Origin of the sequence: Micrococcus sp. Mcc89 (assembly GCF_024519795.1) — a bacterium.
GTDB lineage: Bacteria > Actinomycetota > Actinomycetes > Actinomycetales > Micrococcaceae > Micrococcus > Micrococcus luteus.
The window spans coordinates 53,147-70,889 of record NZ_JALJRI010000026.1 but is presented as its reverse complement, the minus strand read 5'-3'; the positions used below and the strand labels follow the sequence as shown (position 1 = coordinate 70,889).

Annotated in this window: 15 protein-coding genes; 7 read left to right on the top strand and 8 right to left on the bottom strand. The window is 73.3% G+C overall.

All coding sequences use genetic code 11. The annotated features are described in order from the left end of the window. The first annotated feature begins 139 nt into the window (after positions 1-139). From gap to secG, 4 genes are all read left to right on the top strand, one after another. Entirely contained in the window at positions 140-1,150 is a 1,011-nt protein-coding gene (gap, locus tag NR072_RS03280) for a type I glyceraldehyde-3-phosphate dehydrogenase (protein WP_041105191.1), read from the top strand. A 107-nt stretch (positions 1,151-1,257) separates the two neighbouring features. Further along, positions 1,258-2,505 (top strand): phosphoglycerate kinase, encoded by a 1,248-nt coding sequence (pgk, locus tag NR072_RS03275; RefSeq protein ID WP_225348479.1) that lies wholly within the window; start codon positions 1,258-1,260, stop codon positions 2,503-2,505. Positions 2,506-2,507: 2 nt separating this feature from the next. Beyond that, positions 2,508-3,299 (top strand): triose-phosphate isomerase, encoded by a 792-nt coding sequence (gene tpiA, locus NR072_RS03270; protein WP_010078716.1) that lies wholly within the window; start codon positions 2,508-2,510, stop codon positions 3,297-3,299. 81 nt (positions 3,300-3,380) lie between these two features. Then, positions 3,381-3,632, top strand: coding sequence for a preprotein translocase subunit SecG (gene secG, locus NR072_RS03265; protein WP_036315286.1), 252 nt, complete (start codon positions 3,381-3,383; stop codon positions 3,630-3,632). A 93-nt stretch (positions 3,633-3,725) separates the two neighbouring features. On the opposite strand, the gene NR072_RS03260 is transcribed toward secG, so the two are convergent. From NR072_RS03260 to tkt, 5 genes are read right to left on the bottom strand one after another with little or no spacing between them, the layout of a single operon-like run. Next, positions 3,726-4,667 carry a glucose-6-phosphate dehydrogenase assembly protein OpcA gene (locus tag NR072_RS03260; RefSeq protein WP_036315284.1) on the bottom strand — a complete coding sequence of 314 codons (942 nt, stop codon included), beginning with the start codon at positions 4,665-4,667 and terminating at the stop codon, positions 3,726-3,728. After that, complete coding sequence (gene zwf / locus NR072_RS03255; protein WP_036315281.1) at positions 4,664-6,226, bottom strand: glucose-6-phosphate dehydrogenase; 1,563 nt, start codon at positions 6,224-6,226, stop codon at positions 4,664-4,666. Before zwf ends, NR072_RS03260 begins: the two co-directional genes overlap by 4 nt. After that, positions 6,216-7,817, bottom strand: coding sequence for a glucose-6-phosphate isomerase (locus tag NR072_RS03250; protein WP_256836112.1), 1,602 nt, complete (start codon positions 7,815-7,817; stop codon positions 6,216-6,218). The genes zwf and NR072_RS03250 overlap by 11 nt, the downstream gene beginning before the upstream one ends. 56 nt (positions 7,818-7,873) lie before the next feature. Then, positions 7,874-8,992, bottom strand: a complete 1,119-nt coding sequence (gene tal / locus NR072_RS03245; RefSeq protein WP_063189246.1) for a transaldolase — start codon at positions 8,990-8,992, stop codon at positions 7,874-7,876. A gap of 59 nt (positions 8,993-9,051) precedes the next feature. Beyond that, positions 9,052-11,226 (bottom strand): transketolase, encoded by a 2,175-nt coding sequence (gene tkt, locus NR072_RS03240; RefSeq protein ID WP_036315272.1) that lies wholly within the window; start codon positions 11,224-11,226, stop codon positions 9,052-9,054. A gap of 262 nt (positions 11,227-11,488) precedes the next feature. On the opposite strand from tkt, the gene NR072_RS03235 reads away from it, so the two are divergent. Beyond that, complete coding sequence (locus tag NR072_RS03235; RefSeq protein WP_256836110.1) at positions 11,489-12,472, top strand: heme o synthase; 984 nt, start codon at positions 11,489-11,491, stop codon at positions 12,470-12,472. An 87-nt stretch (positions 12,473-12,559) separates the two neighbouring features. Here the strand turns inward: NR072_RS03235 and NR072_RS03230 are convergent, their stop codons facing one another. Genes NR072_RS03230 through NR072_RS03220 form a run of 3 tightly spaced genes read right to left on the bottom strand, consistent with a single transcriptional unit; the run spans position 12,560 to position 15,357 of the window. Beyond that, positions 12,560-13,576 carry a heme A synthase gene (locus NR072_RS03230; protein WP_036315267.1) on the bottom strand — a complete coding sequence of 339 codons (1,017 nt, stop codon included), beginning with the start codon at positions 13,574-13,576 and terminating at the stop codon, positions 12,560-12,562. Between the two features lie 42 nt (positions 13,577-13,618). Then, on the bottom strand, positions 13,619-14,395 hold the full coding sequence (locus NR072_RS03225) for an ABC transporter permease (RefSeq protein ID WP_256836108.1): 777 nt from the start codon (positions 14,393-14,395) through the stop codon (positions 13,619-13,621). Then, a complete protein-coding gene (locus tag NR072_RS03220; protein ID WP_233263272.1) occupies positions 14,392-15,357 on the bottom strand; it encodes an ABC transporter ATP-binding protein in 966 nt (321 codons plus the stop codon). Before NR072_RS03220 ends, NR072_RS03225 begins: the two co-directional genes overlap by 4 nt. Positions 15,358-15,497: 140 nt before the next feature. Here NR072_RS03220 and NR072_RS03215 point away from each other — a divergent pair, with 140 nt between their 5' ends. Beyond that, positions 15,498-16,193, top strand: a complete 696-nt coding sequence (locus tag NR072_RS03215) for a helix-turn-helix domain-containing protein (RefSeq protein ID WP_256836106.1) — start codon at positions 15,498-15,500, stop codon at positions 16,191-16,193. Positions 16,194-16,269: 76 nt separating this feature from the next. Next, entirely contained in the window at positions 16,270-17,742 is a 1,473-nt protein-coding gene (gene sufB, locus NR072_RS03210; protein WP_049158418.1) for a Fe-S cluster assembly protein SufB, read from the top strand. Position 17,743 lies beyond the last annotated feature (1 nt).

Here is a 17,743-nt window from a genome sequence, read left to right as displayed (position 1 = left end):
GCGCCCCGATGCGGGGAGGGGCTCGGCGCTCCGGCCCTGTCCCCACCGCGCGCCCGGACCGGGCGCGACCGCTCGACCGTACCGCCCCGGACCCACCGCCACGGGGACCACGCAACGCGAACTAACGAGAGAGACCACCATGACCAAGATCGCCATCAACGGCTACGGCCGCATCGGACGCAACATCGTGCGCGTGCTCAGGGACCGCGGCCACGAGAACCTCGAGCTGGTCGCGGTGAACGACCTCGCCGACCCCGAGGACCTGTTCTGGCTGACCCAGTACGACACCATCCTGGGCCGCTACCCGGGCGAGCTGGAGCGGACCGAGAAGGGGTTCCGCATCGACGGCCGCGACGTCGCGTTCTTCCAGGAGGCCGACCCGACGAAGCTGCCGTGGGGTGAGCTCGGCGTGGACCTGGTCATCGAGTGCACCGGCATCTTCACGACCGGCCCCAAGGCGCAGGCCCACCTCGACGCCGGGGCCAAGAAGGTCCTCATCTCCGCTCCCGCCAAGGAGGTCGACGGCACCTTCGTGATGGGTGTGAACGAGCACACCTACGACGCGGAGACGATGCACATCGTCTCGAACGCCTCGTGCACCACGAACTGCCTGGCCCCGATGGCGAAGGTCCTCAACGACGAGTTCGGCATCGTGGACGGCATCATGACCACGATCCACGCGTACACCGGCGACCAGAACCTGCACGACAACGTGCACAAGAAGGATCGCCGTCGGGCGCGCGCCGCCGCCCAGAACATGGTGCCCACCTCCACGGGCGCGGCCAAGGCCATCGGCGAGGTCATCCCGGAGCTGAAGGGCAAGCTCGACGGCTTCGCCATGCGGGTGCCCACCATCACCGGCTCGGCCACCGACCTGACCGTGGAGCTGACGCGCCACGTGGAGGTCGAGGAGATCAACGCGGCGTTCAAGAAGGCCGCGGAGTCCGGTCCGCTGCAGGGCCGCCTGGTCTACTCGGAGGACCCGATCGTGTCCTCGGACATCATCACCTCCCCGGCGGCGTGCACCTTCGACGCCCCGCTGACCAAGTCCATCGGCCAGACCGTGAAGATCATCGGCTGGTACGACAACGAGTACGGCTACACCTCCCAGCTCATGGACTTCGCAGACCTCATCGGCTCGAAGCTCTGAGCCCGCACGGCGCCCGACGGCCCGGGCCGACGGTTCCTCCGTCGGCCCGGGCCGTCCCCCTAGACTGCACCGTGAACCGACCCCGCTCCGGCACCCCAGGAGGCATCATGCCCGCATCGACCCTCAACGATCTGCTCGAGGCCGGCGTCGCCGGCCGCACCGTGCTCATCCGGTCCGACCTGAACGTCCCGCTGGACGGGGACACCGTCACCGACGACGGCCGCATCCGTGCCTCGCTGCCCGCGATCCGGGACCTGGCGGAGGCCGGGGCCCGCGTGATCGTCATGGCCCATCTGGGCCGCCCCAAGGGTGAGCCCGACCCCGCGTACTCCCTCCGTCCGGTCGCCGCGCGCATGGCCGAGCTGCTGGGCGCCGACGTCGCCCTGGCCGCAGACGTGACCGGGGACGACGCGCGCGCCCACGCCGCCGCCCTGCAGGACGGCCAGGTGCTGCTGCTGGAGAACGTGCGCTTCGACGCCCGCGAGACCTCCAAGGACGATGCCGAGCGCGCCGCACTCGCCGGGGAGATGGCTGCCCTGGCCGGCGCGGACGGTGCCTACGTGGGCGACGCGTTCGGCGCGGTCCACCGCAAGCACGCCTCCGTGTTCGACGTCGCGGCGCAGCTGCCGGCCTACCAGGGCCCGCTGGTCGCCGCCGAGCTCGAGGTGCTCACCCGCCTGACCGAGTCCCCGGAGCGGCCCTACGTCGTCGTGCTGGGCGGGTCGAAGGTCTCGGACAAGCTGGCCGTGATCGACAACCTGCTGGACAAGGCCGACATGCTGCTGATCGGCGGCGGCATGCTCTTCACCTTCCTCAAGGCGCAGGGCCACGAGGTGGGCGCCTCCCTGCTCGAGGAGGACCAGCTCGACACCGTTCGCGAATACCTGCGCCGCTCCGAGGCCGGGGCCGCCCGCATCGTGCTCCCCACGGACATCGTGATGGCCTCCGGCTTCGCGGCCGACGCCGAGCACGAGGTCCTGGCCGCGGACGCCCTCACCTCGGGCGCGCACGGCGCGTCCGCCATGGGCTTGGACATCGGCCCCGAGACGGCCCGGGCGTTCGCCGAGCAGATCCGCGGCGCCCAGACCGTGTTCTGGAACGGCCCCATGGGCGTGTTTGAGTTCCCGGCCTTCGCGGAGGGCACCCGGGCGGTGGCGCAGGCCCTCACCGAGGCCTCCGGGGCCGGCGGCCTGTCGGTGGTCGGCGGCGGCGACTCCGCGGCGGCCGTGCGCACGCTCGGCTTCGCCGACGACGCGTTCGGCCACATCTCCACCGGTGGCGGCGCCTCCCTCGAATACCTCGAGGGCAAGGAGCTGCCGGGCGTCACCGCCCTGGCCGGCGAGGGGCGGGCGTGAGCATGGCGGAGCAGACCACGCGCGTGCCGCTGATCGCGGGCAACTGGAAGATGAACCTGGACCACCTCGAGGCCGTCACCCTGGTGCAGCGCCTCACGTGGCTCCTCTCGGACGCGGACCATGACCAGGAGGCCGTGGAGGTCGCGGTGTTCCCGCCCTTCACGGGCCTGCGGTCCGTGCAGACGCTCGTCACCGGCGACCGCCTGGACCTCGTCTACGGCGCGCAGGACCTCTCGCCCGAGGACGCCGGCGCCTACACGGGCGACGTCTCCGGCGCGTTCCTGGCCGCGCTGGGGTGCCGCTACGCGATCGTGGGCCACTCCGAGCGTCGCACCCTCCACGGGGAGGACGACGCGCTCGTCGCGCGCAAGGCCGCCGCGGCCCTGCGCCACGGCCTCACCCCGGTGATCTGCGTGGGCGAGGGCCTGGAGGTGCGCCAGGCCGGCCGGCACGTCGAGCACACGCTCGCCCAGCTGGAGGGCTCGATCGCGGGCCTGTCGGCGCAGGACGTGGCCGGCGTCGTCGTCGCCTACGAGCCCGTGTGGGCGATCGGCACGGGCGAGGTCGCCGGCCCCGAGGACGCGCAGCAGATGTGCGCGGCCCTGCGCGCCCGCGTGGCCGCACTGCACGGCGACGACGTCGCCGCCGGACTGCGGATCCTCTACGGCGGCTCCGTGAAGTCCTCCAGCGCGCCGGCGCTGCTGGCGCAGCCAGACGTGGACGGCGCCCTCGTGGGCGGCGCCAGCCTCGACGCGGACGAGTTTGCTAAGATCGTCCGGTTCGACCAGGCCTGATCCGTCCGGCCCGACCGACCGCATTCTCCGTGACGGCCCCGGCGCGCGCCGGGGCCGCACCTCGACCCGAGGAGCCCTCCCGTGGACGTCCTGACCCTGGCCCTGCAGATCCTCGTGGTCGTGCTCAGCGTGGTCATCGTGCTGCTCATCCTGCTGCACAAGGGCCGCGGCGGCGGCGTCTCGGACATGTTCGGCGGCGGCGTGACCAGCTCGATGAGCTCCTCGGGCTCCGCCCAGCGTCTGCTCACCCGCCTGACCGTCGGCTCCGTGGTCGCCTGGGGTGTCGTGATCGCCCTGCTCGGCGTCCTGCCGCGTCTGACCATGGAGTCCTGAGGCCGCCCCGCCGGGCCCCGACGCGAACGCCCCGCACGGAAGATCCGTGCGGGGCGTTCGCGCGTCCCGGACCGGTGGGGCGCCGGGGGCCCCTCAGCGTTCGGAGGCCTGCACGGGGGAGAGGTCCGTGCGCGGCAGGCCCTGGTGGAGCACGGCGCCGAAGACCTCGTCCGGGTCCAGGCGGCGCAGCTCCTCGGCCAGGCAGTCCTGGATCGTCCGGCGTGGCAGGGAGATGCGCTGCACCGGCCGGCCCTGCTGATAGAGCCGGGCCACCTGCGACTGCGAGCGGGAGAGCACCACGTCCCCGTCCGTGCACCGCAGGCGCACCGCACGGATCCCGTGGCCGACCTTCGAGTGCGCGATCGTCACGGGCACCTTCAGGGTCAGGGTGAGCCACGCCGCGAGCAGCATGGTGCTGGGGGAGTCCGGCGCCCCGTCCACCGTCACCGAGCGCAGGGTGGCCACGTCGAGCGTGTCGAAGATCCCGGCCACCTGGATCCGCCACAGCGTCAGGCGCGTCCAGGCCAGGTCGGTGTCCCCCTCATGGTGGCCCGCGCGCAGAGCCCACAGGGCGGGCTCGGCCGCGGACGCCGAGGCCGTGTCCGTGATCCGGCGGTGGGCCAGGCGACCGAGCGCCGTCGCCGAGGGGACCCCGGGTGGCACCCCGGGCCACCACACGACGATGGGCGCATCGGGCAGGAGCAGCCCGGAGACGAGCGACTCGTCGGCGTGGGCGTTCTCCCCGGCGCACCACAGCACCACGACGTCGGAGGCGCCGGCGTCGCCCCCGACCCGGATCTCGGCGTCCAGGCGGGTGGGGGCCGCGGGGTCGCCCAGGGCCAGGACGACGATGCGGCACGGGTGTTCGAGCGAGGCCGCGTTGGCGGCCTGGACGGCGGACTCGATGCCGGCGTCGTCCGTGCTGATCACGAGCGTGAGGACGCGGCCGAGGGCCACGACCCCGCTCTTCTCGCGCAGCTGCGTGATGCGCTTGGCCACCTGGGAGGTGGTGGTGTCGTGCATGCGGATCTTCACGGGCGCCTCCAGCTTCGTCCGTCGCGGGCCATGAGGGCGTCGGCCGAGGGCGGTCCCCACGTGCCCGGGGCGTAGGGCTCGGGCTGGGTGCCCAGGCTCGCCCAGTGCTCCTCGAACGGGTCCACGATCCGCCAGGACAGCTCCACCTCGGCCTGGCGCGGGAACAGCGGCGGCTCCCCGAGGAGCACGTCGAGGATGAGACGCTCGTACGCCTCGGGGGAGTCCTCGGTGAAGGCGTGGCCGTAGCCGAAGTCCATCGTGACGTCGCGGATCTCGGTCTGCGTGCCGGGCACCTTGGACGCGAAGCGGATGGTGACGCCCTCGTCCGGCTGCACCCGGATGACGATGATGTTCTGCCCGAACTCGTCCCCGTCGTGGACGGGGAACAGCAGGTGCGGGGGCTTCTTGAAGACGACGGCGATCTCCGTCACCCGCCGGCCGAGGCGTTTGCCGGCCCGCAGGTAGAACGGCACGCCCTGCCAGCGCCGCGTGCGGATGCCCACCTTGAGCGCGGCGTACGTCTCCGTGACGGACGCCGGGTTGAAGCCCTCCTCGTCGAGGAATCCCGTGACCCGCTCGCCGCCCTGCCAGCCGGAGGTGTACTGGCCGCGGGCGGAGGCCGCCGCGAGTCCCTCGGGCGTGTCCGGGACGGTCACGGCCTCGAGGACCTTCTCCTTCTCCGCGCGCAGATGGTCCGCGTCGAACGAGATCGGCTCCTCCATCGCGGTGAACGCGAGCAGCTGCAGGAGGTGGTTCTGGATGACGTCGCGCGCCGCGCCCACGCCGTCGTAGTAGCTCGCCCGTCCACCGATGCCGATGTCCTCGGCCATCGTGATCTGGACGTGGTCCACGTGCTCCGCGTTCCAGAGCGGCTCGAACATCCGGTTGGCGAACCGGAACGCGAGGATGTTCTGCACCGTCTCCTTGCCGAGGTAGTGGTCGATGCGGAACACCGCGTCCGAGGGGAAGACGCGCTCGATCACAGCATTGAGCTCCTGCGCGCTGGCCAGGTCGTGGCCGAAGGGCTTCTCGATGACCACGCGGCGCCACGGGCCCTCGGCCGGCTGCGACCGGTCGGCCAGGCCCTGGTCGGCCAGGTGGCGGGAGACGGCCTCGAACCAGTCCGGCGGGATGGAGAGGTAGAACGCGGTGTTCCCCCGCGTGCCGCGTGAGGTCTCGAGCTCGGCGAGCACCTCGTCGAGACGGACGTAGGCAGCCTCGTCGTCGAACGCGCCGGAGACGAAGCGCAGACCGCCCTGGAACTGGTCCCACACGGTCTCGTCGAACGTGGTCCGGGAGGAGGCCTCGACGGCGGCGCGCACGTAGTCGGCGAACTCCTCGTCGGACCAGCTGCGGCGACCGAAGCCGACGAGGGAGAACGCCGGCGGCAGCAGGCCGCGTTGGGCCAGGTCGTACATGGCCGGCAGGAGCTTCTTCTTCGCCAGGTCGCCCGTCACGCCGAACAGCACGAGCGCCGACGGGCCCGCGATGCGGGTCAGGCGCCGGTCACGGGGGTCGCGCAGCGGGTTGCGGGGGGCGGTCCGGGACTCACCGGCCACGGACGGCGCTCCTCAGGGCCTCGATGCCCGCGTCGCGGCGGCGCAGGTGCAGGGTGACCACGGGGCGGCCGAGATCGCCCAGCACCCGGGCGTCGCCCGCTGCCTGCGCGGCGATGAGCCTGCCCAGGGAGAACGGGCGGCCGGGCACCTCGAGGTCCAGGCCGGCGTCGCCGGTGATCTGCAGGAACACGCCGACGGCCGGGCCGCCCTTGTGGAACTGTCCGGTGGAGTGCAGGAACCGCGGACCCCAGCCGAACGTGACCGGGCGGCCGACCAGGTCCGCCAGGTCCGCGCGCAGCTCCTCGAGCTCGGCGTCGTCATGACGGGAGAGGTAGGCGTGGACCGCCAGGTAGCCGCCCTCGGGCACCAGTGCCGCCGTGGCGCGCAGCACGCCGGCCAGGTCCGGGGCAGAGGTCACGGACGCCGGGCCGGAGACCTCGACACCCTCCACCTCGCCGTCGGCCGGCCGCTCGGCGGCGGGGCCGTCCAGCAGGGTGCGGGCGGCGGCCTTGGCGGCCTCCACGTCCGGCTGGTCGAAGGGGTTGATCCCGAGCAGGCGGCCGGCCACCGCGGTGGCCACCTCCCACAGCAGCAGCTGGGCGCCGAGCGAGCCGGCGACCTGCACGCCGTGGCCCGGGGCCGCGACGTCGTCCTCGCCGACGAGCTGCACCTGCAGCAGGTCGGGGGTGTCCCACACGGTCTCGGGGTCGCCGGGGGCGACGACGACGGGCAGCAGCCCGGTGCCGTCCTTGCCCGTGGACTCGGCGATCAGCTGCTCGATCCAGGCCGGCAGTCCGGCGATGCCGGACCCGTGGTCGGCGAAGACGAGCTTGTCGCGCAGCGGGCGGGTGCCGCCCAGGGCCGCGCCGAGCTGCAGGCCCGGGTTGTCCTCGTCGTCGGCGATCAGCAGGTCGAGCACGGCCTCCGCGTCGTCCAGCAGGGCCGCGACGTCCACGCCGGCCAGGCCGGTGGGGACCAGGCCGAACGCGGTGAGGGCCGAGAAACGCCCGCCCACGGTCGGGTCCGCGGTGAAGACGGCGCGCCAGCCGGCGGACTCGCACGCGGCGTGCAGCGGTGAGCCCGGGTCCGTGACGGCGACCAGGCGGGTGCGGGGGTCGATCCCGGCGTCGCGGAACGCGGCCTCGACGACGCGGCGCTGCGAGTCGGTCTCCACGGTGGAGCCGGACTTGGAGGAGACCACCAGCACGGTTCGCTCGAGGTCGCGCTCGAGGGCGCGGGAGACCTGGAGCGGGTCCGTGGAGTCCAGGACCTCGAGCTCGACGCCGGCCGTCGCCGCGATCACCTCGGGGGCCAGGGACGAGCCGCCCATGCCCGCCAGGACCACGCGGTCCACGCCCTCGGCGCGCAGCTCCCGGGTCAGCTGGGCGATGTGCGGGACGAGGGCGCGGGAGTCCTCGAACAGGTCGATCCAGCCGAGCCGCTTGGCGGCCTCGTCGCGGGCCGGCGCCCCCCACAGGTCGGCGTCCTGCGCCCCGAGGCGGGAGGCGACGCGGTCCTGGAGGAGGGCGGGCAGATGGCGGTCGATCGCCTCGAGGGCGGCTCCGGTGGCGGTGAGGCCGAGGGTGCTCATGGGGGGTCCTTCCGTGCGCGTGGCGAGCGGGCGGCGGGGTCGGGGGGCGGGTGCGGTCAGCGATGGGCGTCGAGCCCGGAGCGGACCGAGCCGAGCAGCTCGTCCCACGCGGCCTCGAACTTCTCCAGGCCCTCAGTCTCCAGCACGTCCACGACGTCCTGGTAGGACACGCCTGCCGCGCCGACCGCGTCGAGCAGGGCATCGGCCTCGGCGTAGGCGCCCGTGACGGTGTCCGCCGCAATCACCCCGTGGTCGGCGACCGCCTCGAGGGTCTTCTCCGGCAGGGTGGTCACGGTGTGCGGTGCCACGAGTTCGGTGACGTACAGCGTGTCCGGCAGGGCGGGGTCCTTGACGCCGGTGGAGGCCCACAGGGGCCGCTGCACGGGGGCGCCGGCCGCCTCGAGCAGGCGCCAGCGCTCCGAGTCCAGGGCCTGCTCGAAGGCTCGGTAGGCCAGGCGCGCGTTGGCGACGGCGGCCCGGCCGGTCAGCGCCTCGGCCTCGGGGGTGCCGATCGCGCGCAGCCGCGCGTCGACCTCCGTGTCCACACGGGAGACGAAGAAGGAGGCCACCGAGTGGAGGCGGCGGACGTCGTGCCCGTTCGCCCGGGCCTTCTCCAGGCCGGTGAGCCAGGCGTTGAGCACCCGGCGGTAGCGGGGCAGGGAGAAGATCAGGGTCACGTTCACGCTGATGCCCGCGCCGAGCACGTCCGCGATGGCGGACAGGCCCTCCACGGTCGCGGGGATCTTCACCATGAGGTTGGGACGGTCGACGGCCGCCGCCAGCTCGCGGGCCTGCGCCACGGTGCCGGCGGCGTCGCGGGCCAGGCGCGGATCGACCTCAAGGGAGACGAAGCCGTCCGCCCCGCCGGTGCGCTCGTGGACGGGCGCGAGCACGTCGGCGGCGCGGCGCACGTCCTCGGTCGTCAGGGCGACGACGGCCTCGTCCACCGAGGCGCCGGCCGCGGCGAGGTCGCGCAGCTGTCCCTGGTAGGCGCCCGCGTCCGCGAGGGCGACCGCGAAGATGGACGGGTTCGTGGTGACGCCGGTGACCGAGCGGGTGGCGATCAGCTCTTCGAGCGTGCCCTCGTCCAGCCGCGTGCGGGAGAGGTCGTCGAGCCAGATCGACACACCGGCCTGGGCCAGCGCGGCGGTGTTCGGGTTCTGCGGGGTGCTCATGGTCTGCGGGTGCCTTCCCTTCGGGGTGGACGTGCTCGGGGCGCCGTGGGCGCCGGGCCTCAGAGGAGGCCGCGGGTCACCTCGGCGACGTGCTCGCCAGTGAATCCGTACTTCTCCATCAGGCGGGCGCCGTCGGCCGACTCGCCGTAGTGCTCGAGGCTCACGCGGGCGCCCGGGGAGGAGGCCGTCACCGTGTGCTCGAACCACGGCATCGCGATGCCGGCCTCGACGGAGACGCGGACCGGGGCGTCGGGGCCGTCGGGCAGGACCTCGGCCCGGTAGGCCTCGTCCTGCTCGGCGAACCACTCGAGGCAGGGGGCGGAGACGACGCGGGTCGGGACGCCGTCGGCCTGCAGCAGCGCGCGGGCCCGCACGGCCACGGAGACCTCGGAGCCGGTCGCGATCAGCAGCGCGCGGGCCGGCGTCGGCGCGCCGTCGGCATCCGTGGCGTCGATGAGGACGTAGGCGCCGCGGGCCACGCCCGAGGCGGGGGCGAAGCCGTCCGTGTCCCGGGGGAGCACGGGCAGGCTCTGCCGGGACAGGACGAGCCCGGCCGGGCGGTCCCGGTGCTCGAGCACCGTCCGCCACGCCCACGCGGTCTCGTTGGCGTCGGCCGGGCGGACGACGTCGAGCCCGGGGATGGCCCGCAGGGCGGCCAGGTGCTCCACCGGCTGGTGCGTGGGGCCGTCCTCGCCGAGGCCGATGGAGTCGTGCGTCCACACGTACGTGCTCGGGGTGCCCATGAGGGCGGCCAGGCGGACGGCGGGGCGCATGTAGTCGGAGAACGTCAGGAACGTGCCCACGTACGCGCGGGTCAGGCCGCCGATCGTGATGCCGTTGACGATCGCCCCGGCCGCGAACTCGCGGACGCCGAAGTGCAGGGTGCGGCCGTACTCGTGGCCCTGCCACGTGGCGGTGGAGCGGCGGGCCGGGATGAAGGAGGGCTCGCCCTTCATGGTGGTGTTGTTCGACCCGGCGAGGTCGGCCGAGCCGCCCCAGAGCTCGGGCATGACCGGCGCGAGGGCCGTGAGCACCTCTCCGGAGGCCGCGCGCGTGGCCAGGCCCTTCTCGTCCGCGTCCCAGGACGGGAACGCGTCCGCGAAGCCAGCGGGCAGCTCTCGTCCGGCCAGTCGGTCGTACAGCCGCGCGTTCTCCGGGTTCGCCTCGCGCCAGGCCTGGAACGCCACCTCCCAGCCGCGGCGGTACTCTGCCGAGCGCTCGGCGATGGACCGGGCGCGGGCCAGGAGCTCGGGGTCGACGTCGAAGGTCTTGGTCGGGTCCAGCCCGAGGCTCTCCTTGAGGCCGGCGACCTCGTCCGTGCCGAGCTTGGAGCCGTGGATGCCGCCGGTGTTCTGCTTCGTGGGGGAGGGCCAGCCGATCACGGTGCGCAGCTTGATCAGCGAGGGCCGGCCGGTCTCGGCCTTGGCCGCGACGAGGGCGTCGTACAGGGCCTCCACGTCCTCCGTGTACTCGGTCACGGCGTGGCCCTGGGCGCCGTTGGTCCAGTCGACCTCCTGCACGTGCCAGCCGTAGGCCTCGTAGCGGCGGACCACGTCCTCGGTGAACGCGATGTCCGTGTCGTCCTCGATCGAGATGCGGTTCGCGTCGTAGACGACGACCAGGTTCCCGAGCTCCTGGTGCCCGGCCAGCGAGGAGGCCTCGGCGGCGACGCCCTCCTGGATGTCCCCGTCGGAGGCGAGCACGAACACGTGGTGGTCGAACGGGGAGGTGCCGGGGGCGGCGTCGGGGTCCATCAGCCCGCGCACGCGGCGCTGCTCGTACGCGAAGCCGACGCCCATCGCCAGGCCCTGGCCCAGCGGACCCGTGGTCACCTCGACGCCGTGGGTGTGGCCGTACTCCGGGTGGCCCGGGGTCCTGGATCCCTCGGTGCGCAGCCCCTGGATGTCCTCGATCTCGAGCCCGGCGCCCGCGGCGAACAACTGCAGGTACTGGATGAGCGAGGCGTGGCCCGCGGAGAGGATGAAGCGATCCCGGCCCTCCCAGCGGTCGTCCGTGGGGTCCAGGTGCATGACGTTCTGGTACAGCTGCCACGCCACGGGGGCCAGCGAGATCGCGGTGCCGGGGTGGCCGTGCCCGGCCTTCTCCACGGCGTCCGCCGAGAGCGCCTTGAGCGTGTCCACCATCCGGCGGTCCTGCTCCGAGTAGACGAACCCGCGGGCCGGGGCCACCCGGTCCAGGGTCGGGGGGGTGGACGGCTGCGCGGCGTCGGTCACGGGTTCTCTCCTGGCGGATCGGGAGCGTCGGGGTGCGGCCCCGGCCGACGCCGGGGCGTCGCGGCGCGGGGCCGTCGTCCCAGCCTAGCCGCGCGACGGCGGGGCGGGCCCGACCGGGCGCCTCATGACATGCTTCGCCCCCGGGCGAACAGCCGTTGACACGAGTAGACTGGGTCAAGGCCTGACCGCAGGCGGACCGCCCGAGTGGCCGATCCGAACCCCGGGACGGGCACGCCCACCGTCCCCTCACCGTGAGAAGCAGATGTCATCCTCCCTGGAGTCGCCGTCCGCCGCCCGCGTCGCCGCCGCCGAGCCCGGCGTCGTCGACCGGTCCCCGCTGCCCCTGCGCCGCAAGGTCCGGGCGTACGTCGAGCTGACGAAGCCCCGGGTGATCGAGCTGCTGCTGGTGACCACGCTGCCGACCATGATCTTCGCGCAGCGCGGCTTCCCGGACGTGCTCACCATGATCGCCACGCTCGTCGGCGGTGCGCTCGCCGCCGGCGCCTCCGGCACCTTCAACTGCTACATCGACCGCGACATCGACCGGGTCATGAAGCGCACCGAGAACCGGCCGCTCGTCACCGGCGAGGTCACCCCCCGCGAGGCCCTCGTGTTCGCGTGGGTGCAGACGGTCGTGTCCATCCTGATCCTCGGGTTCGGCGCCAACTGGCTGGCGGCCGGCCTGGGTGTGGCCGCCATCTTCTTCTACGTGGTCGTGTACTCGCTCGTGCTCAAGCGCCGCACGGAGCAGAACATCGTGTGGGGCGGCATCGCCGGCTGCTTCCCCGTGCTGATCGGCTGGGCGGCCGTGCGCGGGACCGTCGAGTGGCCGGCCATCGTGCTGTTCCTCGTGGTCTTCCTGTGGACGCCCCCGCACTACTGGCCGCTGTCCATGAAGTACAAGCGCGACTACCAGCAGGCCGACGTGCCGATGCTCGGCGCCATCGCCTCCGCGCGCCACGTCTCCAACCAGGTCGTGCTCTACGCGTGGGCCACCGTGGCCTGCTCCCTCCTGCTCGTGCCGATGGGCTGGGCCGGCATCGTCTACACCGCGGTCGCGCTCGTCGTCGGCGGCTGGTTAATCTGGGAGTCCCACGTGCTGCAGGTGCAGGCCCAGCGCGAGGACTTCGAGGACCGCAAGGCCATGAAGGTCTTCCACCTCTCCATCACCTACCTGACGCTGCTGTTCATCGCCCTGGCCGTGGACCCGTTCGTGGGTGCGCCGCTGATGCACTTCGGCGCCTGAGCGCCGGTCCGCCCCCAGCGCTCCCCGGGACGCCGACGACGACGGCCCCGCACCAGCCGGTGCGGGGCCGTTCGCGTGCGCGGGGCGTCAGCCCGCGGCGACGGTGCGCGCGGGCGTGGCGGTCTCGACCGCGGCACCGGGTCCGGCCGTGACGTAGCGGGCGACCTGCCGGTCCCAGGCCTCCGTCGCCGACGCCACGAGCAGTGCCGAGCCGAGCATGTGCAGCAGGACCACACCGATCGGCAGGCCCGTGAAGTGCTGGGTGTAGCCCACGGCGGCCTGGAACACGAGGGCGAGCAGGAGCCGCAGCACGGCGGCGCGCTGCAGGCGGGAGGCGCCGGCCGCGCGGCGCACCGTGAAGAACAGGACCAGGGCGGCCGCCAGGAGCAGGTACACCGGGATCACGTGGATCCGGGTGACCAGCAGCGGGTCGAACTCGTGGCGCGGCGAGCCGGGGTCGCCGGAGTGCGGGCCCGTGCCGGTCACCACGGTGCCCAGGTACACGGCGGCCCACGTCAGCGCGAACGCCGCCCAGGCGGCGGCACGGGACCGGACGGTGGTGGCGCCGTCCACGAGGGGCACGCCCGCCCGGCCGGCGCGGCGCTCGGCGGCGATGCGCACCACGAGCAGGGTCGCCACGGCGACCATGATCGAGGACACGATGAAGTGACCGGCCACCCACCACGGGTTCAGATGCGTCAGGACCACGACGCCGCCCACGAGGGCCTGCGCGGGGATGCCGGCCAGCAGGCCCACGGAGAGCCAGAAGGGGCTCCGGTGGGTGCCGCGCAGGTTCCACAGGGACAGGAACATGGCGGCGGCGATGACCACCAGGACGAACGTCAGCGTCCGGTTGCCGAATTCGATGTAGCCGTGGATGCCCATCTCTGGGGTGTTGGTGAGGGACTCGGGTGAGCACTTGGGCCACGTGGGGCAGCCCAGGCCGGAGCCGGTGAGGCGCACGGCGCCGCCGGTGACGATGATGCCGATCTCGGACGCCAGGGACGCCACGGCGAGGGCCATGGTGGCCTTCGTGAGGCGCTGCGGCAGGCGGGCGGCGAGCCCGGCCGGGGCGGTCCCGGCCGCGGGGGTGGTGGTGGACACGGTGTCCTTCCGATCGTTCGATGCAGGGGGACGGGGAACGGCTCAGGGCCGCCAGCGGAACCAGCGGAGCGCGGCCGCGACGGCCACGGCGCCCCACAGGGTGAGCACGAGCAGGGGGACGGGCGACCAGGCCCCGTCCAGGAGGGCGGCCCGCAGGGCCGTGCCCAGCGCGCCGGAGGGGAGCAGGTCCACGCCGGGCACCCGCGCGGGGAACACCGTGCCGCCGACGGCGCCGAACAGCACCCACAGCAGGTTGGCGACGGCGAGGGTCGCCTCCGGCCGGGCCGTGCCGGCGAGCAGCAGCCCGAGGGCCGTGAAGGCGGCGGCCCCCAGCGCGAGGGCGACGAGGGCCGGCAGGATCCCCTCGGGGTCCGGACGCCAGCCGAGCGCCAGGCCGACGCCGCCGATCACGCTCACCTGCACCAGCAGGAGGGCCACCACCGCCAGGGCCTTGCCGGCGACGAGGCCGAGCGTGCCCAGCGGGGTGGTGGCCAGGGCGGCGAGCACGTCGTAGCGACGCTCGAAGCCCGTGGCGATCGCGGTGGCCGTGAACGCGGAGCTGATCACGGCCAGGGCGAGCACGCCGGGCACGGCCACGTCCAGGCCCGAGCGGCCGGGGGCGTCCAGCAGGCCGGTGACGTGCACGCCCACGAGCGCGAGCAGGGGCAGCACCACGGTGACGAGCAGCTGCTCGCCGTTGCGCAGCGCGGTGCCGGTCTCGTAGCCGGCCTGACGCAGGACGCGGGTGGCCAGCGGGGCGGCGCCGGCGTGGGCTCCGGCGCCGGCCGGGGCGCGGTGGTCGACGACGGGCATGCTCATGCGGCGGTCTCCCGGAGGATCTGCTCGAGGCGCAGTCCGGCGCGCTCGAATCGGGTGGGCATCAGGGCGTGCTCCCGCCAGCTCGCCGCGAGGACGGCCAGGTCGTCCGGGCCGCGGACGCCGGCCACGCGCAGGCGGGCGGACTCGTCGAGGCCGGCCGCGCGCAGCGGCGCGGGCAGGGTGTCGGCCCAGGCGCGGACGGCGTCGGGGGAGGCGTCGCCGAAGTCCACGTCGACGACGTCGCCCTCGGCCACGCGTGTGAGCTCGGACAGCGGGCCGGAGCGGACCACGCGGCCGGCGCGCAGGATGGCGACGTCGTCCGCGAGCCGCTCGGCGTCGTCGAGCAGGTGCGTGGTCAGCAGCACGGCGGCGCCGCGGTCAGTCTGTTCCCGCACGACGTCGTGCACGACGGGCCGGGTCTCCGGGTCGAGGCCCGCGGTGGGCTCGTCGAGGAACAGCATGTCCGGCCGGCCGACGAGGGCGGCCGCGAGCGCGACGCGCTGGCGCTGGCCACCGGAGAGGCGGCGCAGGGGGCGGCCGGCGACGTCGGCGATCAGCAGGCGCTCCAGCAGCGGCTCGACGGGCAGCGGGTCGCGGTACAGGGACGCCACGTGGCCGATGAAGCGGCGGGCGGGGATCGCGGGCGGCAGGCCGCCCTCCTGCCACATCACGCCGATGCGGGCGCGCAGGTCGGCGGAGGCCCGCCACGGGTCTGCGCCGAACACGCGCACGGTGCCGGCGTCGGGCCGGTCCATGCCGTGGCAGAGGCCGAGGGTGGTGGACTTGCCGGCCCCGTTGGGGCCGAGCAGCACCGTGACGGCGCCGGCACGGGCGGTGAGGTCGACGCCCCGCAGGACGGGGGTGCGGGACCGGCCGCGGCCGAGGCTCCGGTGGACGTCGCTCAGGCGCAGGACGGGCTCGTCGCGCGGCACGGGATCCGGGGTCAGGGGAGGTCGGGGCACTGTGCCAGTCTAGTCCTCGGGCCCTGCGACCCCGGCTCGTGGGGCCGGGGACGCCCGGGTCTGCCGCGGGTTCCGCCGCGACCGTCATCAAGCCAGGCGAGCCTCACTTGAACCGTTCCAGATCAATAGGTCATGATGGCGTGGTGTATTCGGATGAGTCTGCGTCGCCCCCCGCTCCGGCCCCGGCCGAGGGCACGCGCGAGCGTGTGCTGCAGCTGGTCCTAACGCGTGGTCCCGTCAGCGCGGCCGAGATCGGTCGCGAGCTGGAGCTGACCGCGGCCGCCGTGCGCCGCCATCTGGACGCGCTCGAGGAGGACTCGCTCGTCGAGGTCAAGCGGGTCACCGCGGCCCGCGGCGCGGGACGGCCCTCCCGCCGTTACGTGGTCACCTCGCACGCGCAGGAGCACCTGCCCAAGGACCACCTCGCCGTCGCCCTGGACACCCTGGCCCGCCTCGAGGAGCTCGGCGGGGAGGAGGAGGTGCGCCGCACCGCGCGCCACGCCTTCCGGGAGATCGAGGAGCGCTTCACGGCCGCCGTCGACGGCCGGGAGACTGCGCTGCAGGACCGCACCCGGATCCTCGCGCGGGTCCTCGACGAGGCCGGCTACGCCGGCACGCTGCGCCACTTCGGCGCGGGCCTGGCGCCCACCCTCCGCGCGGACCAGGTCTGCCAGGGGCACTGCCCGTTCCAGGGAATTCCCGCGCGCCATCCGGAGTTCTGTGAAGAGGAGACCGCGCTGTTCGCCCGCCTGCTCGAGGTGGACGTGCGCCGGCTCTCGACCCTCGCCGCCGGCGCCCACGTGTGCACCACACACGTGCCGCTGGGCCGCGACTGAGCCGCGCGGGCCACGCCCCGGCTCCCGCCGACCACCCGACCGACCCCGACCGCAGTGACTAGTGAGAGAGGCTGAGATGACCGACCAGATCGTCCAGCGGGACTCCGCGGAGACCGCCGACCCCGGCGTGATCCAGGAGATCCTCGACAAGAACCCCGAGCTCAACGCCATCGGCGCCTACCAGTACGGCTGGGCCGACTCCGACGCGGCCGGCGAGAAGGCCGTCCGCGGTCTGAACGAGGACGTCGTGCGCGACATCTCCGGCAAGAAGGACGAGCCGGAGTGGATGCGCAACCTGCGCCTCAAGGCCCTCAAGTACTTCGAGCGCAAGCCGATGCCGGCGTGGGGCCCGGACCTGTCGGGCATCGACTTCGACAACATCAAGTACTTCGTGCGCTCCACCGAGGGCCAGGCCAAGACCTGGGAGGACCTGCCCGAGGACATCCGCAACACCTACGAGCGCCTGGGCATCCCCGAGGCCGAGCGCGAGCGTCTCGTGGCCGGCGTCGCCGCCCAGTACGAGTCCGAGGTCGTCTACCACCAGATCCGCGAGGACCTGGAGGAGCAGGGCGTCGTGTTCCTCGACACCGACACCGCGCTCAAGGAGCACCCGGAGATCTTCGAGGAGTACTTCGGCACCGTGATCCCGGTCGGCGACAACAAGTTCGCCTCCCTGAACACGGCCGTGTGGTCCGGCGGCTCCTTCGTGTACGTGCCCAAGGGCGTGCACGTGGAGATCCCGCTGCAGGCCTACTTCCGCATCAACACGGAGAACATGGGCCAGTTCGAGCGGACGCTGATCATCGCGGACGAGGACTCGTACGTGCACTACATCGAGGGCTGCACCGCCCCGATCTACCAGTCCGACTCGCTGCACTCGGCCGTCGTCGAGATCGTGGTGAAGAAGAACGCCCGCGTGCGCTACACCACCATCCAGAACTGGTCCACGAACGTGTACAACCTCGTGACCAAGCGCGCCGTGGTCGAGGCCGGCGGCACCATGGAGTGGATCGACGGCAACATCGGCTCCAAGGTGACCATGAAGTACCCGGCCGTGTACCTGACCGGCGAGCACGCCACCGGCGAGACCCTCTCCGTCGCGTTCGCGGGCAAGGACCAGCACCAGGACACCGGCTCCAAGATGGTGCACATGGCCCCGCACACGAACTCCTCGATCGTGTCCAAGTCCGTGGCCCGCAGCGGCGGCCGCGCCGCCTATCGCGGCCTGGTGCAGATCGCCGAGGGCGCGAACGGCTCCGCGAACTCGGTGGTGTGCGACGCCCTGCTCGTGGACACGGTCTCCCGCTCCGACACGTACCCGTACATCGACATCCGGGAGGACGACGTGACCCTCGGCCACGAGGCGACCGTCTCGAAGGTGTCCGAGGAGCAGCTCTTCTACCTCATGAGCCGCGGGATGTCCGAGGACGAGGCCATGGCCATGATCGTGCGCGGCTTCATCGAGCCGATCGCCCGCGAGCTGCCCATGGAGTACGCGCTCGAGCTCAACAAGCTGATCGAACTGCAGATGGAAGGATCGGTGGGCTGAC

Coding starts and splice junctions, on each gene's coding strand:
- gap (WP_041105191.1), top strand. CDS start 140: ATGACCAAGATCGCCATCAACGGCTACGGCCGCATCGGACGCAACATC.
- pgk (WP_225348479.1), top strand. CDS start 1,258: ATGCCCGCATCGACCCTCAACGATCTGCTCGAGGCCGGCGTCGCCGGC.
- tpiA (WP_010078716.1), top strand. CDS start 2,508: ATGGCGGAGCAGACCACGCGCGTGCCGCTGATCGCGGGCAACTGGAAG.
- NR072_RS03250 (WP_256836112.1), bottom strand. CDS start 7,817: ATGAGCACCCTCGGCCTCACCGCCACCGGAGCCGCCCTCGAGGCGATC.
- tal (WP_063189246.1), bottom strand. CDS start 8,992: ATGAGCACCCCGCAGAACCCGAACACCGCCGCGCTGGCCCAGGCCGGT.
- NR072_RS03235 (WP_256836110.1), top strand. CDS start 11,489: ATGTCATCCTCCCTGGAGTCGCCGTCCGCCGCCCGCGTCGCCGCCGCC.
- NR072_RS03225 (WP_256836108.1), bottom strand. CDS start 14,395: ATGAGCATGCCCGTCGTCGACCACCGCGCCCCGGCCGGCGCCGGAGCC.
- sufB (WP_049158418.1), top strand. CDS start 16,270: ATGACCGACCAGATCGTCCAGCGGGACTCCGCGGAGACCGCCGACCCC.